Source organism: Agrobacterium sp. NPDC090283, assembly GCF_044769685.1.
Classification (GTDB): Bacteria; Pseudomonadota; Alphaproteobacteria; order Rhizobiales; family Rhizobiaceae; genus Agrobacterium.
Window position 1 is genome coordinate 37,458 of the sequence record NZ_JBIVYG010000003.1, and the last position, 26,465, is coordinate 63,922.

The window sequence follows — 26,465 nt, forward strand, 5'->3', positions numbered from 1 at the left end:
TCCAGATTTTGCGTTTGTCTGCGGGGGTCTCCGTCCCTATCTCTCAGACAAGCAAACAGAGGTATCATCTATGGAACTCGGTCTTTACACATTCGCGGATGTCAATCCCAATCCCGCCGATGGCCGCGGGCCGGAAGGCGCGCGCCGGCTGCGGGAACTCATCGAGGAAATCGAACTCGCCGATCAGGTCGGGCTCGATGTGTTCGGGCTGGGGGAACATCACCGCCCGGATTATGTCGTTTCCTCTCCCTCGACCGTGCTTGCGGCTGCGGCGGTGAAGACGAAGAACATTCGCCTGACGAGTGCCGTCTCGGTGCTGAGCTCGGACGATCCCGTGCGGGTGTTCCAGCAATTCTCGACTGTCGACCTCCTGTCGAACGGTCGTGCCGAGATCATGGCCGGGCGCGGTTCCTTCATCGAATCCTATCCGCTGTTCGGTTACGATCTCGAAGATTACGACGTGCTCTTCGCTGAAAAGCTCGATCTGCTTCTGGCGCTGCGCGAACAGGAAATCGTCACCTGGTCCGGCACCAAACACCCGGCGATCAACGGGCGCGGCGTTTATCCGCGTCCGCTGCAGGAGCGTCTGCCGGTGTGGATCGCCGTTGGCGGCACGCCGCAATCGGTGGCGCGGGCCGGGGCCATGGGTCTGCCGGTGGCGCTTGCCATTATCGGCGGCGAATATCGCCGTTTTGCGCCGTTGTTTGATCTCTACCATGAGGCTGCGCGCCGGGCGGGCCAGGAAAAGACGAAACTGCGCACCAGCATCAACGTCCATGGTTTCATTGCCGATACGACCGACAAGGCTGCGGATCAGTTTTACGGCCCGCAGGCGGAGGTGATGAACCGCATCGGTCGCGAGCGCGGCTGGGGCCCGACGAACCGCGCGCATTTCGATGCGGCGCGCGGGCCGGAGGGCAATCTCTTCCTCGGTGAGCCGGAACTGGTGGCGGAAAAGATCATCAAGGCGCATGGCGTGTTCAGGAATGATCGCTTTCTGCTGCAGATGGCCATCGGCCTGATGCCGCACGACCAGATCATGCGCGGCATCGAGCTTTATGGTACGAAAGTCGCCCCTATCGTCAGAAAAGAATTGACGGGGAGTGCCGATCCGGTGAAAGCCACGGCCTGATGATTACCAAGGCGGGCGTTTTCAGACCCGCCATTTAGAACGACGGACAGAGACATGGTCATTTCCACCGAAGAAGAACTGGTTTTGCTCAAGGATATCGGCCGTTTGTGCGCCGTTGCCATGCAGACCATGGCGGACGCGCTGGAACCCGGCATCACCACGGCCGAGCTGGATGCGATCGGCCGCAAGGTGCTGGAGGATAACGGTGCGCAATCGGCGCCGGAATTCTGCTACAAGTTTCCCGGTGCGACCTGCATCAGCGTCAACGAGGAAGTGGCCCACGGCATTCCCGGCCCGCGCATCATCAAGGCGGGCGATCTCGTCAATATCGATGTCTCGGCGGTGAAGAACGGCTTTTTCGGTGATACGGGTTCGTCCTTCGCCGTGCCGCCGGTGAAAAAGGAAATCGAGCGACTGTGCCGCGATGGCAAACGCGCCATGTGGACCGGTCTGCAGCAGGTGAAAACGGGGCGGCCCTTCGCCGATATCGGCAATGCCATCGGCGCTTTTGCCAAAAAGAACCGCTATACGCTGATCACCAATCTCGCCAGCCACGGCATCGGCCGTTCGCTGCATGAGGAGCCGAAGGAGCTGGCGACCTGGCCGGACAAGGACGAGCGCCGCATCATGCAGGAAGGTATGGTGTTCACCGTCGAGCCGTTTCTTTCGACGGGCGCTTATTGGGCCGAGGATGGCGACGATGATCCGTGGACGCTCTACAGCGACCCGAGCGCGCCGACGGTGCAATATGAACATACGGTGGTGGCGACGAAGAACGGGCCGCTGGTGCTGACGCTTGCGGAGTGACAGCTAACCTCCTCTCCGTCACTCTTGCTCCCAACGTTGGAGCGAGTGGTTGCAACGTGTTTCTTCTCCCCGCCGGGGAGAAGTCCGCGGCAGCGGGATGAGGGGGCAAGGGTAGTGAGATACGGCAACGTTGCCCCCTCATCCGACCCTTCGGGCCACCTTCTCCCCGGCGGGGAGAAGAAATACGCGGCGACATTGGAACACACCGACGTCTGCCACTCGACCGATAACGACCGCTTATAACGCCGATCAAAATAACTCGCTTGTCGCTTATCCGCCCGGTTGCGATAAGCCATGCATGAGCATCGACAAGCCACTTTCCGCCAGACATCTGACCGCGCTCGGTTTCGCAGGCGCCCTCATGATGGCCTCCGCCATGGGTTTCGGCCGTTTTTCCTTTACCCCCATCCTGCCGGGCATGATGGCCGATGTGCCGCTTTCGGCGGGGGATGCGGGGATCGTCGCGGCCGGAAATTTCGCCGGTTATCTCGCAGGTGCGGTTCTCGCCGCCTCTTCCTGGGGATCGGGGCGGGAGCGGCTGGTTGCCCTTTGCGGCCTGTTTTCCACGGCTGCGCTGCTGCTTGCCATGGCCGCCTTCAACTCGGTCGCGGCCTTCACCGTCATCCGGTTTCTGGCGGGCGTCGCCAGTGCGATGACCATGATCTTCACCTCGCAGATCGTCATCGGCCATGCCGCAAAAGCCGGCAGGGACAGTGTGCAGGCGCTGCATTATGGCGGTGTCGGGGCCGGCATCGCGATTTCCTCGCTGGCGGTCTATCTGATCGGCGTCGTTTTTGATGGCGGCGGGTCCTCATGGAGAGAGGAATGGATCGCCGGTGCCATCTTTTCCTTCGTTACATTTCTTCTCGTCTTCCGGGTGCTGCCCGCAGGCCCGCCGCGGCATGCATCTTCCGCAGCGGAACCGCCGCTTCGCTGGACGCGGCCGCTGTTCCTGACGACGCTGGCCTATGGGCTGTTCGGTTTCGGTTACGTCATCACCGCCACCTTCATCGTGGCGATTGCCCGCATGGCGGCCGCCGGTGCTTTCGTGGAGTTCCTCGCCTGGTTCATCACCGGCTGCGCCGCCGCCGTTTCGCTTTTCCTCTGGAAACCGGTGTCGAGGTCGCAGGGGCTGAAACGGGCCTTCGTCATCGTTCTCGCCGTGGAAGCCGTGGGTGTTTTCGCCTCCGTTATGTTGCCGCCGGTGGCCGGCGTGCTGGCCGGCGGCCTGCTTCTCGGGCTGACCTTCATGGTCATCACCGCCTATGGCCTGCAGCTCGGCCGGGAATTTGCCGGACCGAGCCCGCGTCGCGCCTTCGCGCTGATGACGGCCGCCTTCGGAACGGGCCAGATCGTCGGGCCGCTTGCCGCCGGCTGGATTGCCGAGGTGACGGGCAGTTTCACCGCACCCAGCATTCTCGCTTCCGCCGTGCTCGTCGTCAGTATTCTCCTGATGCTGCCGGTGCTTGCCATGGAAGGGCGGCGCTAGGCCATCGGTCGTCTTTTCGGTCTTTCACCGGTGTTTCATCACGGTTCGTTTCGACAACTGCGCCTTACATCTTGTTAAGGTCAGCGCTTCTCCGTTGCTGTGCACAAATTTCTGCCCTAGGTTCGGGCCATCGAGTGCTTCGCCAATAATGGCTGATTTCAAACGCGCGTGAGTTCGAAAACGTGTTTCATTCCTTCTTTCCCAGGCCGAAAGCCTTCTTTACCTCCGCCATCGTTTGGGCCTTCTTCGCCATTCTTGCCTGGTATTTCATCTTTGAAAGGCTAGGGGCGTCCTGGGGTTATGTAATGCCCGAGCAGGAACCCTACGATCTCAGCTATTTTCTGGTTCCAGCAAATCTGTTCTTTTACGGCTATCTCGCATCGTGCCTGGCGTTATTCGGCGTTGTCTGGACCGTCATAGCCAAGGATCACCCCTGGAAGCTCTGGTCTATCTGGGGATCGCTGCTGATTATCGCGGTGACCTATTTCGGCGTTCAGATTTCCGTCGTCATCAACAATTTCCGGCGGCCTTTCGGTGACCTTCTGCAAAATGCCCTTTCCAAACAACCGGGTATCGAAGTCTGGGATTTCTACAGCCTCCAGATAGTCTTCGCCAAGATTGCCTTTCTCAGCATGGCGGTTTCGATCCTGACAGATTTCTTCACCAGCCATTACATCTTCCGCTGGCGAACCGCGATGAACGACTTCTACATGTCCAAGTGGGAAAAGCTGCGTCACATCGAAGGTGCTTCCCAGCGTGTTCAGGAAGATACGATGCGGTTCTCCTCCACGCTGGAGGCATTGGGCATCACCCTGATCAATTCGGTGATGACGCTCGTCGTTTTCCTGCCGATCCTGTTTGCGCTGTCGTCCTACGTCTCCGAATTGCCGATCATCGGTGAAGTGCCGCATGCGCTGTTTTGGCTGGCGATCGTCTGGTCGATATTCGGTACGGTGCTTCTGGCGACGGTCGGCATCAAACTGCCCGGCTTGAACTTCCGCAATCAGCGTGTGGAAGCCGCCTATCGTAAGGAACTTGTCTATGGCGAGGACCACGCCGACCGTGCCCAGCCGCCGACAGTGAAGGAACTGTATTCCAATGTGCGGAAAAACTATTTCCGCATGTATTGGCACTATCTCTATTTCAACGTCGCACGGTATTTCTACATTCAGGCCGATGCGGTGTTCCTGCTTTTAATGCTTGTTCCAACCATCGTGGCGGGCAAAATCACCTACGGTATCTACCAGCAGATCGCTACGGCCTTCGGCCAGGTCAGCAATTCGTTCCAGTATCTGGTCAATTCCTGGACGACGATCATCGAGTTGCTTTCCATTCATAAACGTCTCGTGGCGTTCGAAGCAGCGATCGACGACAAGCCCCTGCCGGATATCGATGAGCGCTATCTGCAACGGGAAGCGGAAGCTGGTGAACTGGCGGCAAATAAGCCCTAAAAACATATAAAAAGGCGGCCGATCGGCCGCCTTTTTCATGAAGCGGCAGCCGCCTAACCCTCAGTCTTCTGCTTCTTGCGCGCCTCGATCATCGGCATCGCCTCGGCATAGCTCACACAAGCGACATCCTGCTTCTGGCAGACTTCGCGCAGCAGCCGCTCATAGGCGTTCCAATAGGCGCCGCCATTCATCTTCACGAAGTGAAAGCCCATCTGCAGCGGAATGCGCTCGCCATTATATTGCCTGTCGAATGCATTGCGGAAGGCCGTATAGGCCCGCTCCTCAAATTCCCCGGCACGGTCAGGCGTTTCGATGCCGATGGAGTGGCGGATGAAGAGATTGTAATCCATTGCGATGATCGGGCGGTTGCCCGGTCCTTCGGGAATGAGCGGCAGGCCGAAATGCTGGATGCCTTCGCGCTCCACCGGCCATTCCGGCCCCTTGGTGATGCTGGTGGCATCGTAAACGAAGCCGTGCTTTTTCTGCGCTGAGGTCAGCGCCGGACCCTGCGACAGATAGGGCGCGCGGAAACCGTTGATCTTCTTCACCATCTCGCGCCAGCCTTCGGGCTCTTCACCCTTCTTGCCGATCATCTGCCAGGCATTTTCCAGCGTGCTGGTGAAGGTGGTGAATTCACCGTCCCATTGTTCGGCGGTCCACTGCCCGCCATCGAAATGGCCGCAGGTGTGGTTGGCAATCTCGTGACCTTCGCGATAGGCGGCCCAGATGTTCCTGAGCCTTGCCTCCACCTCTTCCGGCGACTGGCCGAAACCGACATTGGAGCGGCCAGCCTTCTGGCCGGGTCCCTGATAGGTCTTGGCGCTGGTCTTCCTGTCCATGACAAGCGTGCAGGCGAGAAAATAGGTGAAATGCGCGCCGACCTGCTTGCCCGTCGCCCGGCTTCTTTCCCACAGCGTATTGTCGCCCGCACCGTCGAAGGACACGATGACGAGCTGCTTCGGCTTCTCAGCCTCTTGCGCAAGAGCGGGAAGGGCGGCGAGAAGCGACAGGGAAAAGGCGGTAAATGGGCGAAACATCAGTCATCCGTCATATGAACACCGTGGCCTTTTGCGGGTGGAATAAGGCGAAGCTTTGAATAGTCTGGCGTTTTCATGACTTTCAGCCTAATTCCTGTCTTAACCGCGGTGATAGGGCCGCTTCGTTCCACCGGGGGACCGTGTTCCATGCTTTTTCTCGCACTCTGTCTTGCCTTGTTCCTGCTGACCCACCTTTTGAAGGTGGTCGCGCCGCAATTTCGCGCCCGCATGATCGCGACGATGGGGGAGGGGCCCTTCAAGGGCGTTTATTCCCTCGTCAGCCTCATCACGCTCGGCCTCGTCATCTACGCCTTCGGCGAAGCGCGGCAGGAGACGGGCATGCTCTGGTATCCGCCGGTCTGGACGAGCCATCTCGCCGTGACCCTGATGCTGCCGGCGATGATCTGTCTTATCGCCAGCCTTATCCCGGCTGGCCATATCGCAACCAAGACCAAGCATCCGATGGTTCTTTCGGTCAAGATCTGGGCGCTTGCGCATCTCCTGGCCAATGGCGAAACGTCTTCGATCCTGCTCTTCGCGTCGTTCCTTGCCTGGGGCGTGGTGATGCGGATTTCGCTGAAGCGACGGGAGCGAGCGGGTGAAAAAGTGGTCCGGGACTTCGTTTCAAGCCGCTACGATCTGGTGGCTGTTGTCGGCGGCATCGTTCTCTGGGGGGCTTTCATCCTGAAACTGCACGAATGGTTGATCGGCGTTCAGCCCATCGCGATGTAGGAAATCGACGTTTCCCCCTTACATATCAGGCAAAATAGGCTAGAAGGCCGACCAAGACCCGGTCGGCCGCTTTTTTGTTGATCCGGGTAAGCGGCTTGGTATGTCCGCGGACGGATGGATCGGATGCGATCTCCGCGCGGGTAACGGAGAATTTGATGGCAAACGAAAATGATACCTTTATCCGCGAAGTGAACGAGCAGATCCGCTCCGAGCAGCTGTCGCGCTTCTGGGGCCGGTACGGTATCGTGGTCGTGGGCGCCGCCATTCTCGTGGTTGTCGGCGCTGCCGGTGCCGGCATCTACGAATATTGGAACACCAGCCGTGCTTCCAATTCCGGCGACCAGTTCCTGGCGGCGCTGAAGCTCGCTTCGGAAAACAAGACGGATGAGGCGCTGAAGGCCTTCGCCGATCTCGAAACTTCCGGTCACGGCAATTATCCCGTGCTGGCGAAGTTCCGTTCGGCGACGCTGCTGTCGCAGAAGGGCGATGCGGCCGGCGCGATTGCCGCCTTCACCGCCATCGGCAACGACACCTCCGCACCGCAGGTCTTCCGCGACACCGCCAGGGTGCGCGCCGCCTGGCTGCTGGTCGACAACGGCACCTACGATCAGGTCGTGGCGCTTGCCGAGCCGCTCAGCACTGAAGGCCAGACCATGCGCGCTTCCGCGCGTGAGGCTCTCGGTCTCGCCGCCTACAAGGCCGGCGATTTCGCCAAGGCCAAACAATGGTTCGAACAGATCGTCAGCGACACGCAGGCCCCGCGCAACGTGACGAACCGCGCGCAGATCATGCTCGACAACATCACCGCTTCGGGCAAGGCTGCTTAAGCCGCTTCGCCACGCGAGATCGCTCCGGCATTTCTTTGCATTGCCAAAGCGATCCAACTCATTATTTTACGCATGTCCTTTGCCCAAAACAGGTAACGTTTTGGGCAGACGTGCTTTAGGGAATCAGGATCAATGAGCTTCACCATCGCCATAGTCGGGCGCCCCAATGTCGGCAAGTCCACGCTTTTCAACCGTCTCGTCGGAAAGAAGCTGGCGCTGGTGGATGACACGCCGGGCGTGACCCGCGACCGCCGCCCCGGCGAGGCAAAGCTCGTCGACCTGCGTTTCACCATCATCGATACCGCCGGTCTGGAGCAATCCGGGCCGGAAACGCTTCAGGGCCGCATGTGGGCGCAGACCGAAGCGGCGATCGACGATGCCGATGTGACGCTGTTCGTCGTGGACGCCAAGGCGGGCCTGACGCCGGCCGACGAGACGCTGGCGGAAATGCTGCGCCGTCGCGGCAAGCCGGTGGTGCTGGTGGCCAACAAGTCCGAGGCGCGCGGTTCCGATGCCGGTTTCTACGATGCCTTCACGCTCGGTCTCGGTGATCCCTGCCCGATCTCGGCGGAGCACGGCCAGGGCATGATCGACCTGCGCGACGCCATCGTCGAGGCAATCGGCGAAGACGTGGCCTTCCCGCCTGAAGTGGATGAGGCGGAGACGGATATCGTTCTGCCACGCAGCGAGCCGGGCAGCGAGGACGAGGAAGACGAAGAGCCGGTTTATGATGAGACCAAGCCGCTGCGCGTCGCCATTATCGGCCGGCCGAATGCGGGCAAGTCGACGCTGATCAACCGTTTCCTCGGTGAAGACCGCCTTTTGACCGGCCCGGAAGCCGGCATCACCCGTGACAGCATCTCGGTCGAATGGGACTGGCGCGGCCGCACCATCAAGATGTTCGACACAGCCGGGATGCGCCGCAAGGCCAAGGTGACGGAGAAGCTGGAAAAGCTTTCGGTCGCGGATTCGCTGCGCTCCATCCGCTTTGCCGAAACCGTCGTCATCGTGTTCGACAGCACCATCCCGTTTGAAAAGCAGGATCTGCAGCTCGTCGATCTCGTCATCCGCGAAGGCCGGGCCGCCGTGCTCGCCTTCAACAAATGGGATCTGGTCGAAGACCCGCAGGCCTATCTGGCCGACCTGCGCGAAAAGACCGAGCGTCTCTTGCCGCAGGCGCGCGGCATCCGCGCCGTGCCGATTTCCGGCCAGACCGGTTATGGCCTCGACCGGCTGATGCAGAACATCATCGATACGGACAAGGTCTGGAACCGCCGCATCTCGACCGCCAGGCTCAACCGCTGGCTGGATGGGCAGACCACGCAGCATCCGCCGCCGGCCGTTTCCGGCCGCCGCCTGAAGCTGAAATATATGACGCAGGTCAAGGCCCGTCCGCCGGCCTTCATGATTTCCTGCACGCGGCCGGAAGCCATTCCGGAGAGCTATACGCGTTATCTGGTCAATGGCCTGCGCAAGGATTTCGACATGCCGGGCGTGCCGATCCGGGTGCATTATCGCGGGTCGGACAATCCGTTCGAGAGCAAGGCGAAGAAGCGGCGTTGATTTTGACGTGAAGGGTCGCGGCATATTTCTTCTCCCCGGCGGGGAGAAGGTGGCCCGCAGGGTCGGATGAGGGGGCTAGCTCTCCGTATACTGTTGGCCTCGCCCCCTCATCCCGCTACCGCGGACTTCTCCCCCTCGGGGAGAAGAAACAAGGGGCACCCGCTCGTTCCAATTTCACTGTCCGGCTTTGAAGAGTAAAAGACCATGTTGATCAAGCAGACCGACTATCACCGGATTTACCGGGTCATCAACAGCCTGCTCGTCAGCCAGAATGCCGATCCCGCCTCGGCCTCCATGTATTTCAGCACCTTCGGTGCCTTCATCCTGCAGCAGCACTACAAGGTGAAGGCGGTGCCGAAGGGCGGGCTTGCCGCCTATAATCTCGGTGGAACGGTTCTCTTGTTCGCAGATCATCGCGAAGACGGTTATGTGACGGGTGCGGGCGAGAACTTCCATTGCTGGGTGGAAGCGGATGGCTGGGCGATCGATTTCATGGCGCCCGCTTTTTCTGAGGGTGCCGATGGGCTTTCGGTGCCGGCAAAGATGTTCCAGCGGCCGCTTGTCGCCATGGCGACGTCCATCAACGATCTCGGGCGATCCGGCGATTTCTTCTACCGTTCCGAGCCGGAGGCCACGGCCAGACGTTTTGCCGACTGGCACAAACAGGCGATGATCGGTGACATGGCGAGCGTTGCCGCCAACTGGTTCCGCAAGTCACCGAAGCAGATGGCTGCATCGCTTTCGGTGACCGACCGGGAGGGCAAGGCGCGGACCGTGCCCCTGTCCGGTCAAACACTCGCCGGGGCATGGTGACGGCAGATTCCGTCGCACGATGTCGATCCCGACGGTTTTGGCAGCAAAAGGCCTTTTGATTTAAAGGGGCAATGGCTGTTACAAAGACCGGGCTGCAACAGGGACGGGATGGACGTGCTCCGATGGCTGATGACACTATTTCAATAAGCTTCACGCCAGACCCGAAACATGTCCCTGCCTATGTCTACGGCTATCAAAATCAGGCCTATGAAAATTACAGCATGATTTTCGACAAGTCCTGGAAGCGCCATTTTGCCTCGGCAAGAGCGCATCTATCCTTGTTTGCGGGACTGGCTGCCGGTTTCATCTATTCCCTAAGCCTGCCGAGGTTTCCGGGCGTCTGGCCGGTGGTCGGTTATTGGGTGTTTGCCCCGGCACCGTTTGTGGCCCTCGCCGTCTGGCTTATTATCTGGCGGGGCTCTAGAAGGGAGATGAAATCCTACTACGAGGCCCTGGCACACTGGAATATCGCCAACGAGCTGATGTATTCGCCTCACACACAGATCGAGATCGGGCCCGAGGGCTACAAGCAGGTCACACGACTGGACACGGTGCAGCTGAGCTGGGCACGTTATCATCTCGCCATCACGCCGCCGGACAGTCTGGTGCTGGTTTTCCACGGCACGGTGGTGGTCATACCCGACAGCGCTTTGCCGATGGCGTCAAAGGATGTTGTCGAGAAAATCAATCAATGGTGCGCGGCCCAGCAAAAGGAACTTCTTCCTTTGTCATGAAGCGGCATCTCAAGGGGCTGTGCGAGGTATCATCCGGAAACAGGACGGCCAGCGTGGTCTCGCGGCAGCCGCCTGACGTCAATCAGCAGCCCGACCCCGTTCTAAAGATAACGGCAGTCGCGTCCTGATCGCCTTGTGACATTCCCGCGCCGTTTCGTCCACCATTGCCGAACAGAATCCCGTGGATGGCTTCAGGCAAGCTGCGAACGGGACAGCAGCGGCAGCGATTTTCCGGCGGCGTGGATGACATTGTCGAGGAATTGCCGAGAGGCCTTTTCCCAGCTGTAGCTCTTGGACAGCGCCAGCGCCGCCTGCGGCGAGCAATGAAGTGCGGCAAGACAGGCATCGCGCAGATTATTGTCCAGCGCGCCGGCGGCGGGGTTGCCGCCGAGGATATCGATCGGCCCGGTGACGGGGAAGGCGGCCACGGGCACGCCGCTTGCCAGCGCTTCGAGAATGGTATTGCCGAAGGTGTCCGTCTTCGACGGGAAAACGAAGACATCGGCCTGCGCATAGGCGTCGGCCAGCTCCTCACCGGTCTTGACGCCGGTGAAGAGGACGTCAGGATATTTTTCCTGCAACTCCTGACGGGCGGGGCCGTCGCCGATGACGATCTTCGAGCCCGGCAGGTCCAGTTCCAGGAATTCCGGCAGGTTCTTCTCCACCGCCACACGGCCCACCGTCATGAAGATCGGGCGCGGCAGGTCGAAGGGCAGTTTTGCTTTCGGACGAGGGTGGAAAAGCTCGGCATCGATGCCGCGGCTCCAGCGCTTCAGGTTGCGAACGCCGCGCGCTTCCAGTTCGGTCTCAAGGCTCGGGGTGGCCACCATGCAGGTGTTGCCGCCATTATGGAACCAGCGCACGAAAGCATAGAGCCAGCTTTCCGGAACGGGGAAACGCGCCGCCACATATTCGGGAAAGCGGGTATGATAGCTGGTCGAAAACCGCATGTGGTTCTTCACGCACCAGCGCCGCGCCATGAAACCCAGCGGCCCTTCCGTGGCAATATGCACGAAGGATGGCTGGCTTTTTTCGATCTCCGCCGCCACACGGCGATAGCTGGCGACCGACAGGCGGATTTCCGGATAGGTGGGGCAGGGAATGCTGTAGAAACTCTGCGGCGTGACCATGCGCACATCGACGCCCAGCCGCGCCAGTTCGGTATTGGTGTTTTCTATCGAGCGAACCACGCCGTTGACCTGCGGGTGCCAGGCATCTGTGACAATCGTGATTCTCGTCATGAAACACTGATCCTGCTCATCTGCGCACGGGCGAATCCCCATTGCCCGGCTTCTGCCCGTATATGCGGCGTGCGTGTTACAGGATCATGTCAGGGTCTGTGACGGTGGGGAAGTGGGGTTTTTATGCAGAAGTTTGCGGTCGTCCGCGGCGCTCCTTTTTTCCTCATCCCTGTGCTTGTCACAGGGATCCAGCCAGCCCAAGTCCTTGGGCTGAAAGGGCACTTCTCGCCGCGCAGACGCGCGTCGGCTGGATTCCTGTGACAGGCACAGGAATGAGGTGCGTCCGGGGCCTATCCCATCAGCGGCAGCAGCTCCGGGCTGATCAGCGCGCCATGATGGCCGATGACGGTTGCCGCAGCCCTTGCCGCGAAGGTGGCGGCCTCTTCGGGAGAGCTGCCCGTCACGTAACGGGCGAGGAAGGCGCCGTTGAAGCTGTCGCCGGCACTTGTCGTATCCACCACATCGACGGCCTTCACCGCCGGCGCATGGCTGCGGCTGCCGGCAAAATCGAGCGTCGCACCCTTGGCGCCATCTTTCACGACGACGTTCTCGACGCCGAGCGAGCGGTAGCGGTCGATGGTCGCCTCCACGGACCCGTCGCCGAAATGGCTCGCCTCGTCATCGAAGCTCGGCATGACGAGTGTTGCCGCGCGCGCGCCATTGGAGATCGTCTCAAGCATCGTATCCCTGTCGGCCCAGAGGCGCGGGCGGATGTTGGGATCGAAGACCACCAGCCTGCCCGCCGCCCTGGCGCGACGCAGCTCCGCCAGAAACGTATCGACATCATGGGCGGAGGCGAGGATGGCGAGCGTGATGCCGGAGAAATAGACCACATCGGCGCTTTCCACCGTCCTGCGCAGGTGATCCGCGTCCGCGGCCAGCTGTCTTGCCGCGGCGGCGTTGCGCCAGTAGCTGAAGGTGCGTTCGCCGTCCTTCAGGTTGATGAGGTAAAGGCCGGGCGTTCCACCCTTGATGCGGCGGATTTTTTCCGTGCCGATGCCGGCTTCCGAAATGAAGGCCAGCATGTCTTCGGAAAGCGGATCGTCGCCGAGCGCGGTGAAATAATCGACGGACCAGTCTTGCGGCAGGCAGGCGCGGGCATACCAGGCGGTGTTGAAGGTATCACCGGCGAAACCCTTGCGCAGCAGCCCGTTGCCGGCCTGCGACAGTTCCACCATGCATTCGCCAATCGACAGAAACCGTCCGCCCACGCCGTCATCCTCCCGTTTTTTCCAGCCATGCGGCTTACGACGAGTGCGCGCCGCTGACAAGGGCGGTTCGAGCCGTTTGTGCATGTGCGAAGTTCCGGTTTACGCGGCCGCGATGGCTTTATATTCTCCGGCCAGACACCCTCAGGAGATCGCCGATGACGCTGCCCCATGCCCCGGTCCACAAACCTCAAGCGCAATCGGACTGGTGGAAGGGGGCGGTGATCTATCAGGTCTATCCACGCTCGTTTCAGGATACGACGGGGGACGGTTATGGCGATCTTGCCGGGGTGACGAAACGTCTGCCCTATATCGCCTCGCTCGGCGTCGATGCCATCTGGCTTTCGCCCTTCTTCACCTCGCCCATGGCCGATATGGGCTATGATGTTTCCGATTATTGCAATGTCGATCCGATGTTCGGCACGCTTGCCGATTTTGACGCGCTGATGGCCGAAGCGCATCGGCTGGGGCTGAAGGTCATCATCGACCAGGTCATTTCGCACACGTCAGATCAGCACCCATGGTTCGTGGACAGCCGGGCAAGCCGGACGAACAGCAAGGCCGACTGGTATGTCTGGGCCAATCCCAAGCCGGACGGCACGGCGCCGACAAACTGGCTTTCCGTGTTCGGCGGGCCGGCATGGGAATGGGACGGCGTGCGCAAGCAATATTACATGCACAGCTTCCTCGCCTCGCAGCCGGATCTGAATTTCCACAATCCGGACGTTCAGGACGCGCTTCTCGAAACGGTGCGCTTCTGGCTGGATCGCGGCGTGGATGGTTTCCGGCTCGATACCGTCAACCATTATTTCCACGACAGGCTTTTGCGCGACAACCCGCCGCTTTTCGACGAGGAAAGCTTTGGCCTCGATGCGTCCGACGTCAATCCCTATGGCATGCAGGATCACCTCTACGACAAGACGCGCCCGGAAAACGTCGCTTTCCTCAAGCGTTTCCGCGTGCTGCTCGATGAATATGAGGGCCGCGCCACCGTGGGCGAGGTGGGCGACGGGGCTCGGTCGCTGAAGACGGTTGCGGCCTATACGTCCGGCAATGACAAGCTCAACATGTGCTACACCTTCGATCTGCTGGGGCCGGATTTCAGCGCGAAACACCTGCGCGGCTCGGTCGAGACCTTCGGCAAGGCGGTCAAGGATGGTTGGGTCTGCTGGGCCTTTTCCAACCACGATGTGGTGCGCCATCTCAGCCGTTTTGCCGAAAGCGCAGAGGAGCAGGTGCGGGTGGCGAAGCTCGCCCTCTGCGTTCTCGCCAGCCTGCGCGGCTCCATATGCCTCTATCAGGGTGAAGAACTGGGGCTGACCGAGGCCGAGCTTGCCTTCGAGGATTTGCGCGATCCCTATGGCATCCGCTTCTGGCCCGCCTTCAAGGGGCGGGACGGATGCCGCACACCGATGGTGTGGGAGACCGGCAAGCCGAATGCCGGTTTTTCCAGTGCTGAAAAACCCTGGCTGCCGGTGCCCTACCTTCATGCGATGCAGGCCGTGGATGCGCAGGAGCGCAGGCCTGATTCGGTTCTCAACCATTATCGCGCCGTTCTGTCCTTCCGCAAAAGCCATGGCGCGCTGCGCGACGGGGATATGCATTTCATCAAGACCAATCTCGATGTGCTGGCCTTCACGCGCCAGAAGGGCGATGAAAAACTGCTGTTCGTTTTTAATCTGACCCGTGATGCGGTGGAATTCCCGATACCGAAGGCCATGCACGTCACGGATATAGTGCCGATGCCGGGTTTCACACCGCTGTTCGATGCGGGTATTGTGAAGCTCGAGGGGCTGGATGTGTTTTGCGGGATCATTGCATGAGCGGTCAATTTGCCATCGGAAACGCCGCCGACCATCGGGACGACTGGTGCCTGTTGCGGCACCGCCTGTGGCCAGATACTTCGCCCGCCGAACATATGGCCGAGTTGCAGGACGTTTCAGAAACCGGGGCTGGATTGATTGTCCACGATCCCGCCGGCGTGGCCATCGGTTTTGCCGAGGTCAGTCTGCGGCGGGATTACGTCAACGGCTGCGATACCTCGCCCGTGGCGTTTCTTGAGGGAATTTATGTCGAGGAGGCGTTTCGCAGGCAGGGCGTTGCATCAGCACTCGTGGCCGAAGTGACCCGCTGGGCCATCGGCCAGGGCGTCAGCGAGCTGGCGTCCGATGCCGATATTAAAAATATCGATTCCCATCGCATGCATGCGGCGCTGGGATTTGAGGAAACGGAGCGGGTGGTTTATTTCCGCAGGCGTCTGAGTGCAGGCAGATGACGACGGGTGGCAGGCGATTGGGCTTGCAGGCTGAAAATAATATGATTAAAGTATAATTATATATTTGAACACGAATATATTTTATTAAAACGTGCATAAATCCTATTATTTCTGATGTTTATTGAGTACACAAAGTATTTATTGGGTTATTCGATTGTCTCGCGAGCTTTGGGCAAGCTTTACCTGCCAAATATTCAGGCATCACAGATTTTTCAGCCGCCAACGATGAGGCGGAGCAAGGATCCTTGTCATGTCCGTTTCAATCAATAATTTCAGCCAGTCTCCTGCTGGCAATTCCGGATCTTCCCGCGCCAAGGCCAAGCCCGCCCTTCCATCCGTCAGGGAGGTTTTCCTTGCCGGGCAGTCATCGGCCCGCGCATCGACCACGGTTCAGGCACCGAAAACCTCTTCAAGCGGCTATATAACCTCATCCGCCTTCATGCGGAATCTGAAGGTCAAGCTTTCGACGGCGGGGGATGATCCCGCGCAATATCTGCGTGCACGTGCGATGATGGACGCTCTCGAGCGCGGGCGCCTGAAAGTTTCGGACCCGACGCAGGGTAAATCGGTCAGTGCGTGGGATCCGAGCCAGAAAAACGCCAAGCCCACAGTTGCCACGGACATTGCCAAGACCAACTGGGTGGATTTCCTGAACACCCAACTCAAGCGCAATGAGAACGGTACGCTTTCCAGGGACGGTAACGGCAGCTATGTCGACAAAGCGACGGGCGGCAACGCCTATTTCGGCAGGGTCGCCGGCAAATATTATTATGTGACATGGCCCGTAGAGACCAAAGCATGAGGCCGCATTTACGGCCTCAAAGCAGAGCGTTTTCCGCGGTTTGCCGCCGGTAAAGCATCGTCAGATCAGCGCAAACCGGTCCACATCCACCATGCCCATATCCGAAATCTTCAGATGCGGAATGACGGGCAGCGGCAGGAAGGCCACCTGCAGGAAGGGTTCCTCCAGCGTCGTGCCGAGCGCATATGCGGCCTTGCGCAGGGTGTGCAGCGTATCGCGCACCGTCTCATAGGGTTCGAGGCTCATCAGCCCGGCGACGGGGAGCGCGATCTCGCCGGTCACCCTGCCATCTTCCACCACCACGAAGCCGCCCTTGATTTCGCCAAGCCGGTTGGCCGCCAGCGCCATGTCGTCTTCATTGACACCGACGACGCAGATATTGTGGCTGTCGTGGCCGATGGTGGAGGCGATGGCGCCCTTCTTCAGGCCGAAGCCCTGCACGAAACCATTGGCGTGGTTGCCGTTCTTGCCGTGGCGTTCGATGACGGCGACCTTGATGATGTCGTTCTCAAGATCGACGGTGGTCTGGTTGCCATCCGTCGGCAGCCTGTAACGGCGGTGCTCGGTAATGATCTTGCCGGGAAGCACACCCATGACGGGGCTTTCGCCTTCCGTGACCGGCACGCCGAAATGAGCCGCCAGCACCGGCCTTGCCTTGACGCTGTCGAGGCCGACGGGCGCGACCGGCTTGCGTGTGGCGAAGAGGGCGTCATCGACGATCCGGCCGCCGGAAAGCACCATGCTGGCCTTGCAGTTCTGCAGGCTGTCGACCACCACGAGATCGGCGCGCCAGCCCGGTGCGACGAGACCGCGATCGCGCAGGCCGAAGGCTTTTGCGGCGGAAATCGAGGCGGCGCGGTAAATGGCGAGCGGTTCCACGCCGCTGGCGATCGCCGTGCGGATCATATAGTCGAGATGGCCCTGTTCGGCGATATCGAGCGGATTGCGATCATCCGTACAAAGCGCCAGATAGGGCGACAGGCGCTCGGTGATAACAGGCATCAGGGCGTGCAAATCTTTCGAGACCGAGCCCTCGCGCACCAGAATATGCATGCCCTTGCGGATTTTCTCCAGCGCTTCTGCCGCGCCCGTGCATTCATGTTCGGTGCGGATGCCGGCGGCGAGATAACCGTTCAGCGCCGTTCCGGACAGAAGCGGTGCATGCCCGTCGATATGCTGGCCCTGAAAGGCCTCGAGCTTCGCCATGCACACCGGGTCCTTGTGGATGACACCAGGAAAATTCATGAATTCGGCAAGCCCGATGACCTTTGGGTGATCCCGGAACGGCAGCAGCTTTTCGATCGGCAGATCGGCGCCCGATGTTTCCAGATGGGTCGCGGGCACGCAGGAGGAGAGTTGCACGCGGATGTCCATGATGGTTTCCATGGCGCTGTCGAGGAAGAACTGAAGCCCCTCCACACCGAGAACATTGGCAATCTCATGCGGATCGCAAATGGCGGTGGTAACGCCATAGGGCAAAACGCAGCGGTCGAATTCGTGCGGTGTCACCAGCGACGATTCGATATGGAGATGCGTATCGATGAAACCCGGAACGACGATCTTTCCGGAAATGTCGATTTCCTGTCGCCCCTTGTAGTTCTCGCCGGTGCCGACGATGGTGTCGCCACAGATGGCGATATCCGAAGCGACGAGTTCTCCGGTCACGAGGTCGAAGAAGCGTCCGCCCTTGAGAACCATGTCCGCCGGTTCACGGCCGGTACCCTGATCGATGCGCGTTTCAAGTCTGGAATTCATGCGGGTTTCTTCGGCTCCTGATTTACGTCGTATGCGAGAATTTTCACTATTTACATTCTAAGGTTGTTTCTTGGCCTATTCGGATTGATTCTTTGAGTTTTAAATATATCCAGAGTAAAAAATTTTCATATTTGTGTTATCTAATCTTTCAAGGTGCAAGTTTAGGCAGGTTTGGGAAGGCTTGACTTCACCTTTATAGTTTAGCCGGTTATGCACCGACATTTTTACGAATTACGGTTTCAGGTTATCATTCCCGGGAAGGAAAATAAAAGCATCTGATGCTCAAACGAATTTCCACCCAGCAACTGACGCTTGGCATGTTTATCGAAGCGGTCGAAGGAACGCTTTCGAACCAGGGATTTTTTAAGGGGCACCGCTTTCTTTTGCGGCATGAGGAATTGATGCGTCAATTGAAATTGAGTGGCGCTGAAAGCATCGTCATCAACACAGCCAAGGGATATGACACCGAGGCCGGCAGGCGTTCCCCAGCCGTTTCGCCACAATCGGACAATTGCCCGGAAACCATCGCCGCCATTACGCATGCCGTACGTTCGGCTGCCGATACGATAGCCGAGACCTTTGCCGCCGCGGAAGCTGGCGGCAGTGTTTCGCTGAAGGGCATGGCTGCGGCTGCGGGCAAGATTTCCGATGCCGTGCAGTCGAATCCGGCGATTTTCATCGGTGTTACCCGACTGAAATCGAAAGACGAAACGACCTTCGTACACTCGGTCTCCGTCAGCGGGCTGATGATCCTCTTCGGTAATTATCTCGGGCTCGACAGGGGAACGGTCAATCTGCTTGGCATCAGCGGGTTGCTGCACGATATCGGCAAGGTAGAAATCCCCTCTTCGATCCTCAACAAGGCGGAAGGGCTGAGTGCCAGCGAGCGGGAGATCATCAATCTTCATCCCGCATTCGGCCGGGATATAGTATCGCGCAACCCGCAGATGCCTGACATGGTGCTCGATGTCTGTTTCAATCATCATGAGCGGATGGACGGCGGCGGTTATCCGAGCGGCCGTGCGGGCAGCGAGATCAGCCTTTACGCGCGTATCGCGGCGATCTGCGACGTCTATGACGCCGTCACCTCCGTCAGACCCTACAAGAAGCCATGGACGGCGAATGACGCGCTGACGTGGATGCTGCGGCGGGAAGGGCATTTCGACATGCAGTTGCTGAAGAAATTCGCCCTGTGCATTTCCGCCTCGCTGCCGAGGGGTTGATGCATGTCGCCCGAAAGTGTGCAGCGGTTTCGGGATCACGACATGCATAAAAACAAAGAGATAAAGCGCGTCGCATGAATCCGGTCAAACGCGACGCGCTTTAGTTGCCGAAGACGATCGCCATGTTCAGGCTGTCTATGTAACGCCCATCGATCGAAACTGCATCACGGGCCCGGCCCTCATGCACGAAGCCGATTTTTTCATAAAGCGCAATTGCTCTCGCATTGTCCGCATGCACGCTCAGTTCCACACGATGCAGCCCGAATTCGCGCGCGGCATCGAGCGTCTGCCGCATCAGCCGTCCACCCAGCCCCTTGTCGCGATAGGCGGGCAGGATGCCCATGCCGAGCGTGCCGCAATGGGCGCGGGTTGCCCTGTCCTGGCGGCGAATATCGCACCAGCCGGCCACCTCGCCATCCGCAATCGCCACGAATTGCGGATGGTCGTTTTCGATCATGTCGAGAACGAAGGCGCGAACCGAATCGAGCGGCGGCGCCTCCAGAAAGCTCAGATATTTCCGCTCGCGCGACACCGCATCGAGAGCACGGTGAAAGCTTTCAACGTGCTCCGCCCGGATGGGCTCGATGCTGATGGCGTCGGCAGCAACCATCATGCCGCCTTCGTTTTCGCCTTGCGGGTCAGATGCACCACGACATTTTCGATCATGCGCATGCCGGCGTCCTGGCCAAGCGTCATGATCGATTCCGGGTGGAACTGAACGGCAGCCACCGGTTCCTTGGCGTGTTCGATGCCCATGATGGTGCCATCCTCGCTTTCCGCCGTGATGATGAAATCACGCGGAAGGGTGGAGGGATCGGCGAAGATCGAGTGGTAACGCCCGACAGTCACTTCCTTGCCGAGACCGGAGAAGACGAGACCCGGTTCCAGCACGCGGATGCGTGAGGGCTTGCCGTGCATCGGCACCGCAAGCTGGCGAAGCTCGCCGCCATAGGCTTCCGCCAGAGCCTGAAGGCCGAGGCAGACGCCGAAGATCGGCAGGTCACGGGCGCGGGCGGCCTTGATCGTTGCCTTGCAGTCGAAATCGGTCGGGCTGCCCGGTCCGGGAGACAAGACGACGAGATCGGGCTGGAAACGATCGAACACATCGGCCGCGACCGGGGTTCTGACGGTCGAGACGGTCGCACCCGTCTGGCGGAAATAATTCGCCAGCGTGTGCACGAAGCTGTCCTCATGATCGACGAGCAGGATCTTGACGCCGGTGCCCACCTTGGCGGCATCGCGCTTGGTGGCAGTGGCGTTGGTGCCCTTCGCGTCACGGATGGCGGCGATCATGGCGGAGGCCTTCAGTTCGGTTTCGGCTTCTTCTTCCTGCGGGTTGGAATCGTTGAGCAGGGTCGCGCCGGCACGCACTTCGGCGATGCCGTCCTTGATGCGGATGGTGCGCAGCGTCAGGCCGGTATTCATGTCGCCATTAAAGCCGACCATGCCGATCGCGCCGCCATACCAGGCGCGCGGGCTCTTTTCATGACCTTCGATGAAACGCATGGCCCAGAGCTTCGGTGCACCGGTGACGGTGACGGCCCAGGCGTGGCTGAGGAAACCATCAAAGGCATCCATGTCGTCGCGCAGGCGGCCTTCGATGTGGTCCACCGTGTGGATGAGGCGCGAATACATTTCGATCTGGCGGCGGCCGATGACCTTCACCGAACCCGGCTCGCAGACGCGGCTCTTGTCGTTGCGGTCCACATCCGAGCACATGGTCAGTTCGGATTCATCCTTTTTCGAGTTGAGCAGTTTCAGGATCTGCTCGCTATCGGCAATCGGATCGTCGCCGCGCTTGATGGTGCCCGAGATCGGGCAGGTCTCGATGCGGCGGCCGGAGACGCGCACGAACATTTCCGGCGAGGCGCCGACCAGATATTCCTGATGGCCGAGATTGATGAAGAAGGAATAGGGCGAGGGATTGATCGCCTTCAGGCGGCGAGAGATCGCCGACGGATTGCTCTCGCAACGCTCCATGAACTTCTGGCCGGGAACGACCTCGAACAGATCGCCGCGGCGGAAGCTTTCCTTGGCCTTCACGACAAGTTCGGAATATTCGCCGGGACGGTGATCGCCCTTGGGCGGGATCGTATCGGTGGTCTTGAAGGGCTCGGGCGCGATGTCGGAAGACTTGCCGTCGGTCGTCACGCCGGCCTTTTCGAAATCGTAGCGGTCGATCCAGGCCTTGGCGGAATAGTGGTCAACGACGAGGATTTCGTCGGGCAGGAACAGCACCATGTCGCGCTGGTCTTCCGGTCGCGCCAGCGACAGCTTGATCGCGTCGAACTGAAAGGCGAGATCGTAACCGAAGGCGCCGAACAGGCCGATGGCCGAATCCGCGTTGGAATAAAACAGATCGACGATGGCGCGCAGGGCGGTGAAGACGGTCGGGATTTTCGAACGTTCTTCTTCGGTGAAGACGCGGTCCGGCTCGTTGACGGTAAGATCGAGACGGCGCGTGGTGGAAGCGCCGAGCGTGAGATCGGGCGTCGCCTTCAGCTTTTCGGTGATGAAATCGAGCAGCACTTCGCCGCGGCCATTATAGGCTTCGATCCACATCTTGCGGCCGAAACAGGAAATGCCGAGCGGCGGGTCGACGATGGCCGTATCCCAGCGGGTGTAACGGCCGGGATATTCATAGTTGGACGAGAATACGGCGCCGCGATGGGAATCGAGCTTTTCGATGTAATTATCGATGGCGCTCGCATAATCGGCGGGCCGGCGCTTTCGGCTGACCTTGATGCCGCCTTTCGTCTCGTAGGTTTCCGCTCCGTCATCCTGAATGATCGTTACCATTTCTTTCGTACTCATTTTGTCGCATGTCGTTATCGCAAAACCGCCAAGCACTTTTGCGCGCATGCTTTCTGTTGTTCAAGCCCGATGACAGGCGGCAAAATAACAAAAAAGCCGCCTGAAAATTCGGGCGGCTTGGACTTTGTCTGAAGACATGACTGGTCAAGGCCGCGAAAAGCTGCCCCACCACCAGTTAGCAATGTTCTTAGACACGATGTTCATGGGAAAATTGTTAGCGCGCACGATCCGCCTTGGCAAGCGGATTTCGGTGAGGGAATGAACCTTACGGGCCGCCGCGGCGTTGCACTCCTGCCGAAACGGTCAGGAGTGCCCCGAAAAATGCTTCATCGCCTGTGTCTTCTGGTAACCACCCTCGCATTGATTTCCGCCTCTGAACCGCCGGCGCAGGTGCCGGTGCCGCAACCGAAACCGGGTGAGGGGCAATCCGCCACCCCCTCGGAAAAGCCATCGGAGGAGACGCCGCAAACCCCGGCGGAAGCGCCGAAACCGGCCCCGAAGCCTGAGCCTCCGGAAGAGCAGAAGCCAGCCCCGAAACCGCAGGCTTCGGAAGAACAGAAACCGGCCTCGAAGCCGCAGGCTTCGGAAGAGCAGAAACAGGAGGGTGAAAAGGCACCCGCTGAGAGAGGCTCCGGCGACGCCGGAAAGGAAGGCGAGAGCAAGGACGGCAGTGAGCGGCAGAAACCCGGCGACGAGGCGGCCAAACCCGACGAGAAGCCGCCTGAGCCGGTGAAGCCGGAGGATCCGGCCGCACTTCAGGCATGCCTTGGCGCGTTGAAAGAGATTGGCGCGGAGTTCAGGCAGCTTGAACCGATCCGCGATGCGGAGCAGGGGTGCGGCATCGAAGCGCCTGTCGAGCTTACCGTGGTTCTGCCCGGCATCAAGCTGGAACCTGCGGGCACCATGCGCTGCGAAACCGCGCTTGCGCTTTCCCGCTGGACAAAGGAGATGATGCTGCCGTCGGCGGCCCTGGCTTTGCCGGAGAGAAAGGTGACGGCCATCGCCAATGCCTCGACCTATATCTGCCGCAACCGCAATAGTGCCGAAAACGGCAAGATTTCCGAACATGCCAAGGGCAATGCCGTGGATATCTCCACGATTTCCTTCGACAAGGGCGAGCCACTGGTGATGAAGCCGCGCGGCGAGGACGGGACGCCGGAAGGCGCTTTCCAGCGCACCATCACCGCCGCCGCCTGCCTGTTCTTTCGCACCGTTCTTTCGCCCGGCAGCGATGCGACCCATCAGGACCACCTGCATCTCGACGTGCTGCAGCGAAAAGGCGGCTATCTCTATTGCCGCTGACAAAAAAGGGGCGACCCGAAGGCCGCCCCGACTGGAGATGATGTTTCTGCCCGGTTTTAGAATTTCTGGGTCAGAGAGATTTTGAAGGTGCGTCCGGGCTCGGAATAGAAGGCGACCGGCTGGTTCGTCGAGGAGGTCGCGGTGGTGCTGATATCGCGAACGCCGACTGCATTCCAATAGGTCTTGTCGAAGACGTTATAGATGCCCGCCTGAATGCGTAGGCCCTTGGTCTGTTCCGGTTCCCACCAACCGGTGAGGTTGACGATCCCATATCCTGGTGCATCGAAGGTCTGGTACGAGGAGCCGGTGATGCTTGTCGCCGTCCCATCTTCGCGCATGCCGGCGGAGATGATGGTCGAAAGATCGACGCCCCATTGTTCCTGCTCGTAACCGACGCCTAGAATGGACTTAAAGGGTGCGACGCTGCGGATAAACTCGCCTGTATTCTTGTCTTTGCCATAGGCATAGGCGAGCGAGCCGTGCAGGAAGATGCCGTTGGCGAGGTCCTTTCGGGCTTTGGCTTCCACGCCGGAGATTTCGACCTTGTCGCGATTGCGCCAGGTGATCAGCATGCCCGGCGTACCTACGCCTGGCGTCGTTACTGCCGTGGTTGTGGTGCGATAGACGTCGATGAAGTTCTTGTATTGGTTATGGAACAGGGTAAGGCTGCCGGTCAGGTCGTCGGCGGCGTAATTTGCCCCGATTTCAAAGCCGTTTCCGGTTTCCGGTTTCAGGTTGGGATTACCGACATTGGCATATCCGCCGTTGGCATTGGTGAAGTTGATATAGGCTTCGTTGATGGTTGGCGGACGGTAAGCCATAGACCATTGCCCGAACAGTTCCACTTCCGGCGTCAGCTGATAGGTTGCCAGAAGCTTCGGCGAAAAGCGGGAATCGCTCTGTCCGTCCGGGAAGGCAAACCGGGTGGAGCCTGTATTGCGGCTGAAATCGCTGGTCTGCTTCGGATCGTAATCGTACCAGTCGAAACGTACGCCAGGCGTCAGTGCAAAGCCGCTATCGCCGAAACCGATCCGGTCATCGAGGTAAAGGCCGAGCCTTCTGCCGTCGACTTTCGGGATATCAGCCTGCGAGGCAGTGACGGGAATGGCGTTGATGAACTGTTCCGTATCAGAGAACTGCAGATTGCCGCCGAACCGAATCTGATGGTTGAAATTGCCAGTCGTGAACTCAGACAACGTATCGCCCGCAAGACCGAAGGAGCTTTCGTCCATCTCATTATGGCGCTCGTAGCGAGTATTGTTCGAGAGCGCGCCGAACGAGCCGGCATCCTTGATCAGCCGCTGCCAATAAAGCGTGAGATTGGCGGAATCGATCAGCGCGTCGGTGGACGGCGCCTCGTAGCTATAATCGAGGGAGAGGCGTTCGCGGCGGGTGTCATCGTACCCCCAATAATTGTCGCGAGCGTAGGTATTGGCGCCGCCAGCGCTGACCCCATGCAATGTCTTCAGATTGGAATCGCTGTCAAGGTTGAAACGCTCGGCGGTAAACCCAATTCGGTGTCCGCCTTCGAGGTCCTGGCGAATCTTGAACAGCAGATTGTATTGGTCGTAGTCGAGGGGATTGGCCTTGGTGCGGTTTACGCCGATGATGTCGGCCGTACCCTGGCTGTCGCGCTCATGGCCCTTCTTGTAACCGCCTTGGAACAGGATGGAGGTGTTCTGGATTTTCTTGGCCACGGCGACGGAGCCGCCGAAGCTCTTGTCTTCGCTGTCATAGGTCAGCTTGGCAATGCCGCCCCAATCCCTCCCCGGCCCGATCACGTCTTCTGGTTCAAGCGTGCGTAGCACCAGCGCCCCGCCCAAAGCCCCGGCGCCGATACGGCTCGAATCCGCGCCACGGACCACGTCGACGGTGGAGAGGGACGAGAAATCATAGCTGTTATTAGTGTCGCTCGTGTTGGTCGTTGCAGTGGTGCCGCGCGCATAGTTCTCGAAGAACGGAACGGGAATATTGTCGATCAGTGTTGTTACGCGCGCACCGCCCAGGCCACGGATGAACAGGCCGCCCGGCTTACCAGGCTTGGATTCGATGAAATCGACGCCCGGCTCGGTGGTATTGCCCAAATCGCGAACATTGTTGATTTCTTTCTTGCGGATGTCTTCCGCCGTGGTCTGGCTGGCCAGCGGCGTGTCGGCGGCGGCATTGGCGCTTTTGACGCGCTTGCCCTTGACGACGATCCTTTCAAGCGTGGTGGCGCCGTCCGCCTGCGATGCGGCATCCTGTGCCAGCGCGGGGCCGGCAAGCGGCAGAAGAGAAATGGCAGTGCACAGAAGCAGCGCGGAATGCGTGCGCGAAATGGACATTAAGTACCCCCAGGGTAGGCGCGCGAATGGGCCACGGCGTGCGAAAGCACGCCGCGCTTGCCGCCGCGGCTGAAACTGTTTTGATTGTTACGGGCGAGCCGATAAGCGAGGACTAAAAAACATGATGATAACTGTCAACATATTATATATGACTTTTTACATCATGTTTTAAAGCATAACAGTTTGTTGCAGAAATGTTACGCTTGTCCGCCCTCGAAGCTGACGGGTGAATGGGTGTGAAAACGCCACGGTGCGGTCAAAGTCCCGACATTGCCGCTTGCTAGGATATTCGCAGCCAGTTTACATGGCAAAACAACATGACCTGACAATAAACAGATTATTAATCGGATACGGAAATGAAGTCTCTTGAACTGCTCGTCGAGCGGATCATCCTCTCCAGCCGCTGGCTGCTCGTCGTTTTTTATCTCGGGCTCGTCGCGGCACTGGCGGTTTATGCGTTTTCCTTCGCGCTCAAGTTTCTGAAAGTTGCGAAGAACGTTTTCACCTACGACGAAGCGGACATGATCCTCGCCATGCTGGGTCTGATCGATGCGGCGCTGGTCGCCAGCCTGATCGTCATGGTGATGATCTCCGGTTATGAGAACTTCGTCAGCCGCTTCGATGATGCCGATGCCGAGGTGTCCTTTCTGGGCAAGCTCGATTCCGGCAGCCTGAAAATCAAGGTCGCATCGTCGATCGTGGCGATCTCGTCGATCCACCTGCTGCAAATCTTCCTCAACGCCAGTCAATATTCGGACAGCAAGCTGATGTGGTTCACCATCATTCATCTGGCTTTCGTCGTCTCGGCGGTCATGCTCGGTTTCCTCGAAAAACTGATGGCCAAGCCGAAGGACAAATCCGAAAAGCCGGTGCTTTGATTAGGATGGCTCAGCCGATATGAAGGTCGCAACCCCGTCCCGGCCACGCCGCATGTTT

General features: G+C 59.4%; 22 protein-coding genes. 15 read left to right on the forward strand and 7 right to left on the reverse strand.

The window, feature by feature from the left end:
* Positions 1–70: 70 nt before the first annotated feature.
* From ACIQUH_RS05715 to sbmA, 4 genes are all read left to right on the forward strand, one after another.
* Positions 71–1,132: an LLM class flavin-dependent oxidoreductase gene (locus ACIQUH_RS05715; RefSeq protein WP_003524232.1), complete on the forward strand. Its 1,062-nt coding sequence runs from the start codon at positions 71–73 to the stop codon at positions 1,130–1,132.
* Positions 1,133–1,186: 54 nt separating this feature from the next.
* Positions 1,187–1,939, forward strand: a complete 753-nt coding sequence (gene map / locus ACIQUH_RS05720; RefSeq protein ID WP_003510360.1) for a type I methionyl aminopeptidase — start codon at positions 1,187–1,189, stop codon at positions 1,937–1,939.
* Between the two features lie 298 nt (positions 1,940–2,237).
* The gene (locus ACIQUH_RS05725; protein ID WP_400813053.1) at positions 2,238–3,428 is read left to right on the forward strand and encodes an MFS transporter; all 1,191 of its coding nucleotides are present in this window, start codon (positions 2,238–2,240) and stop codon (positions 3,426–3,428) included.
* Between the two features lie 182 nt (positions 3,429–3,610).
* A complete protein-coding gene (sbmA, locus tag ACIQUH_RS05730; protein WP_269701989.1) occupies positions 3,611–4,879 on the forward strand; it encodes a peptide antibiotic transporter SbmA in 1,269 nt (422 codons plus the stop codon).
* A gap of 53 nt (positions 4,880–4,932) precedes the next feature.
* Here the strand turns inward: sbmA and ACIQUH_RS05735 are convergent, their stop codons facing one another.
* Positions 4,933–5,916: a polysaccharide deacetylase gene (locus ACIQUH_RS05735; protein ID WP_400813054.1), complete on the reverse strand. Its 984-nt coding sequence runs from the start codon at positions 5,914–5,916 to the stop codon at positions 4,933–4,935.
* A gap of 147 nt (positions 5,917–6,063) precedes the next feature.
* Between ACIQUH_RS05735 and ACIQUH_RS05740 the strand changes: the two genes are divergently transcribed.
* The 5 genes from ACIQUH_RS05740 to ACIQUH_RS05760 all read left to right on the forward strand — a co-directional run bounded on the left by ACIQUH_RS05740 (position 6,064) and on the right by ACIQUH_RS05760 (position 10,585).
* Positions 6,064–6,648, forward strand: coding sequence for an NnrU family protein (locus ACIQUH_RS05740; RefSeq protein WP_400813055.1), 585 nt, complete (start codon positions 6,064–6,066; stop codon positions 6,646–6,648).
* A gap of 155 nt (positions 6,649–6,803) precedes the next feature.
* Positions 6,804–7,475, forward strand: coding sequence for a tetratricopeptide repeat protein (locus tag ACIQUH_RS05745; protein ID WP_400813056.1), 672 nt, complete (start codon positions 6,804–6,806; stop codon positions 7,473–7,475).
* A gap of 132 nt (positions 7,476–7,607) precedes the next feature.
* Positions 7,608–9,038, forward strand: coding sequence for a ribosome biogenesis GTPase Der (gene der, locus ACIQUH_RS05750; RefSeq protein WP_400813057.1), 1,431 nt, complete (start codon positions 7,608–7,610; stop codon positions 9,036–9,038).
* A gap of 204 nt (positions 9,039–9,242) precedes the next feature.
* Positions 9,243–9,851 carry a DUF2026 family protein gene (locus ACIQUH_RS05755; protein ID WP_400813059.1) on the forward strand — a complete coding sequence of 203 codons (609 nt, stop codon included), beginning with the start codon at positions 9,243–9,245 and terminating at the stop codon, positions 9,849–9,851.
* 122 nt (positions 9,852–9,973) lie between these two features.
* A complete protein-coding gene (locus tag ACIQUH_RS05760) occupies positions 9,974–10,585 on the forward strand; it encodes a hypothetical protein (protein ID WP_400813060.1) in 612 nt (203 codons plus the stop codon).
* 191 nt (positions 10,586–10,776) lie between these two features.
* Here the strand turns inward: ACIQUH_RS05760 and ACIQUH_RS05765 are convergent, their stop codons facing one another.
* Both ACIQUH_RS05765 and ACIQUH_RS05770 read right to left on the reverse strand, forming a co-directional pair.
* A complete protein-coding gene (locus tag ACIQUH_RS05765) occupies positions 10,777–11,826 on the reverse strand; it encodes a bifunctional monoglucosyl/glucuronosyl diacylglycerol synthase (RefSeq protein ID WP_400813062.1) in 1,050 nt (349 codons plus the stop codon).
* Between the two features lie 290 nt (positions 11,827–12,116).
* Positions 12,117–13,037, reverse strand: a complete 921-nt coding sequence (locus ACIQUH_RS05770; protein WP_400813446.1) for a sugar kinase — start codon at positions 13,035–13,037, stop codon at positions 12,117–12,119.
* Positions 13,038–13,192: 155 nt separating this feature from the next.
* Here ACIQUH_RS05770 and ACIQUH_RS05775 point away from each other — a divergent pair, with 155 nt between their 5' ends.
* The 3 genes from ACIQUH_RS05775 (at position 13,193) to ACIQUH_RS05785 (ending at position 16,111) form a co-directional block, all read left to right on the forward strand.
* Entirely contained in the window at positions 13,193–14,857 is a 1,665-nt protein-coding gene (locus ACIQUH_RS05775) for an alpha-glucosidase (protein ID WP_400813063.1), read from the forward strand.
* Positions 14,854–15,309 carry an aminoglycoside 6'-N-acetyltransferase gene (gene aac(6'), locus ACIQUH_RS05780; RefSeq protein WP_400813064.1) on the forward strand — a complete coding sequence of 152 codons (456 nt, stop codon included), beginning with the start codon at positions 14,854–14,856 and terminating at the stop codon, positions 15,307–15,309. Before ACIQUH_RS05775 ends, aac(6') begins: the two co-directional genes overlap by 4 nt.
* A 250-nt stretch (positions 15,310–15,559) precedes the next feature.
* Complete coding sequence (locus ACIQUH_RS05785) at positions 15,560–16,111, forward strand: hypothetical protein (protein WP_400813066.1); 552 nt, start codon at positions 15,560–15,562, stop codon at positions 16,109–16,111.
* A gap of 60 nt (positions 16,112–16,171) precedes the next feature.
* On the opposite strand, the gene ade is transcribed toward ACIQUH_RS05785, so the two are convergent.
* Entirely contained in the window at positions 16,172–17,866 is a 1,695-nt protein-coding gene (gene ade / locus ACIQUH_RS05790) for an adenine deaminase (RefSeq protein ID WP_400813067.1), read from the reverse strand.
* Between the two features lie 278 nt (positions 17,867–18,144).
* On the opposite strand from ade, the gene ACIQUH_RS05795 reads away from it, so the two are divergent.
* Positions 18,145–19,089: an HD-GYP domain-containing protein gene (locus ACIQUH_RS05795; protein WP_400813068.1), complete on the forward strand. Its 945-nt coding sequence runs from the start codon at positions 18,145–18,147 to the stop codon at positions 19,087–19,089.
* 100 nt (positions 19,090–19,189) lie between these two features.
* Here ACIQUH_RS05795 and ACIQUH_RS05800 read toward each other — a convergent pair whose 3' ends face one another.
* Positions 19,190–19,702, reverse strand: a complete 513-nt coding sequence (locus tag ACIQUH_RS05800; RefSeq protein ID WP_400813069.1) for a GNAT family N-acetyltransferase — start codon at positions 19,700–19,702, stop codon at positions 19,190–19,192.
* Positions 19,699–21,888: an anthranilate synthase gene (locus ACIQUH_RS05805; RefSeq protein WP_400813448.1), complete on the reverse strand. Its 2,190-nt coding sequence runs from the start codon at positions 21,886–21,888 to the stop codon at positions 19,699–19,701. Before ACIQUH_RS05805 ends, ACIQUH_RS05800 begins: the two co-directional genes overlap by 4 nt.
* Positions 21,889–22,224: 336 nt before the next feature.
* On the opposite strand from ACIQUH_RS05805, the gene ACIQUH_RS05810 reads away from it, so the two are divergent.
* The gene (locus tag ACIQUH_RS05810; RefSeq protein ID WP_400813070.1) at positions 22,225–23,205 is read left to right on the forward strand and encodes an extensin family protein; all 981 of its coding nucleotides are present in this window, start codon (positions 22,225–22,227) and stop codon (positions 23,203–23,205) included.
* A gap of 56 nt (positions 23,206–23,261) precedes the next feature.
* Here the strand turns inward: ACIQUH_RS05810 and ACIQUH_RS05815 are convergent, their stop codons facing one another.
* Positions 23,262–25,529: a TonB-dependent hemoglobin/transferrin/lactoferrin family receptor gene (locus ACIQUH_RS05815; protein WP_400813071.1), complete on the reverse strand. Its 2,268-nt coding sequence runs from the start codon at positions 25,527–25,529 to the stop codon at positions 23,262–23,264.
* Between the two features lie 356 nt (positions 25,530–25,885).
* Here ACIQUH_RS05815 and ACIQUH_RS05820 point away from each other — a divergent pair, with 356 nt between their 5' ends.
* Positions 25,886–26,407 carry a TIGR00645 family protein gene (locus ACIQUH_RS05820; RefSeq protein WP_003524933.1) on the forward strand — a complete coding sequence of 174 codons (522 nt, stop codon included), beginning with the start codon at positions 25,886–25,888 and terminating at the stop codon, positions 26,405–26,407.
* The last annotated feature ends 58 nt before the right edge of the window (positions 26,408–26,465 follow it).

Excerpts from the sequence above, each read along its gene's own strand:
- ACIQUH_RS05715 (WP_003524232.1), top strand. The coding sequence starts at position 71 with ATGGAACTCGGTCTTTACACATTCGCGGATGTCAATCCCAATCCCGCC.
- map (WP_003510360.1), top strand. The coding sequence starts at position 1,187 with ATGGTCATTTCCACCGAAGAAGAACTGGTTTTGCTCAAGGATATCGGC.
- ACIQUH_RS05725 (WP_400813053.1), top strand. The coding sequence starts at position 2,238 with ATGAGCATCGACAAGCCACTTTCCGCCAGACATCTGACCGCGCTCGGT.
- ACIQUH_RS05735 (WP_400813054.1), bottom strand. The coding sequence starts at position 5,916 with ATGTTTCGCCCATTTACCGCCTTTTCCCTGTCGCTTCTCGCCGCCCTT.
- ACIQUH_RS05740 (WP_400813055.1), top strand. The coding sequence starts at position 6,064 with ATGCTTTTTCTCGCACTCTGTCTTGCCTTGTTCCTGCTGACCCACCTT.
- ACIQUH_RS05745 (WP_400813056.1), top strand. The coding sequence starts at position 6,804 with ATGGCAAACGAAAATGATACCTTTATCCGCGAAGTGAACGAGCAGATC.
- der (WP_400813057.1), top strand. The coding sequence starts at position 7,608 with ATGAGCTTCACCATCGCCATAGTCGGGCGCCCCAATGTCGGCAAGTCC.
- ACIQUH_RS05755 (WP_400813059.1), top strand. The coding sequence starts at position 9,243 with ATGTTGATCAAGCAGACCGACTATCACCGGATTTACCGGGTCATCAAC.
- ACIQUH_RS05760 (WP_400813060.1), top strand. The coding sequence starts at position 9,974 with ATGGCTGATGACACTATTTCAATAAGCTTCACGCCAGACCCGAAACAT.
- ACIQUH_RS05765 (WP_400813062.1), bottom strand. The coding sequence starts at position 11,826 with ATGACGAGAATCACGATTGTCACAGATGCCTGGCACCCGCAGGTCAAC.
- ACIQUH_RS05775 (WP_400813063.1), top strand. The coding sequence starts at position 13,193 with ATGACGCTGCCCCATGCCCCGGTCCACAAACCTCAAGCGCAATCGGAC.
- ACIQUH_RS05785 (WP_400813066.1), top strand. The coding sequence starts at position 15,560 with ATGTCCGTTTCAATCAATAATTTCAGCCAGTCTCCTGCTGGCAATTCC.
- ade (WP_400813067.1), bottom strand. The coding sequence starts at position 17,866 with ATGAATTCCAGACTTGAAACGCGCATCGATCAGGGTACCGGCCGTGAA.
- ACIQUH_RS05795 (WP_400813068.1), top strand. The coding sequence starts at position 18,145 with ATGCTCAAACGAATTTCCACCCAGCAACTGACGCTTGGCATGTTTATC.
- ACIQUH_RS05800 (WP_400813069.1), bottom strand. The coding sequence starts at position 19,702 with ATGATGGTTGCTGCCGACGCCATCAGCATCGAGCCCATCCGGGCGGAG.
- ACIQUH_RS05805 (WP_400813448.1), bottom strand. The coding sequence starts at position 21,888 with ATGGTAACGATCATTCAGGATGACGGAGCGGAAACCTACGAGACGAAA.
- ACIQUH_RS05810 (WP_400813070.1), top strand. The coding sequence starts at position 22,225 with ATGCTTCATCGCCTGTGTCTTCTGGTAACCACCCTCGCATTGATTTCC.
- ACIQUH_RS05815 (WP_400813071.1), bottom strand. The coding sequence starts at position 25,529 with ATGTCCATTTCGCGCACGCATTCCGCGCTGCTTCTGTGCACTGCCATT.
- ACIQUH_RS05820 (WP_003524933.1), top strand. The coding sequence starts at position 25,886 with ATGAAGTCTCTTGAACTGCTCGTCGAGCGGATCATCCTCTCCAGCCGC.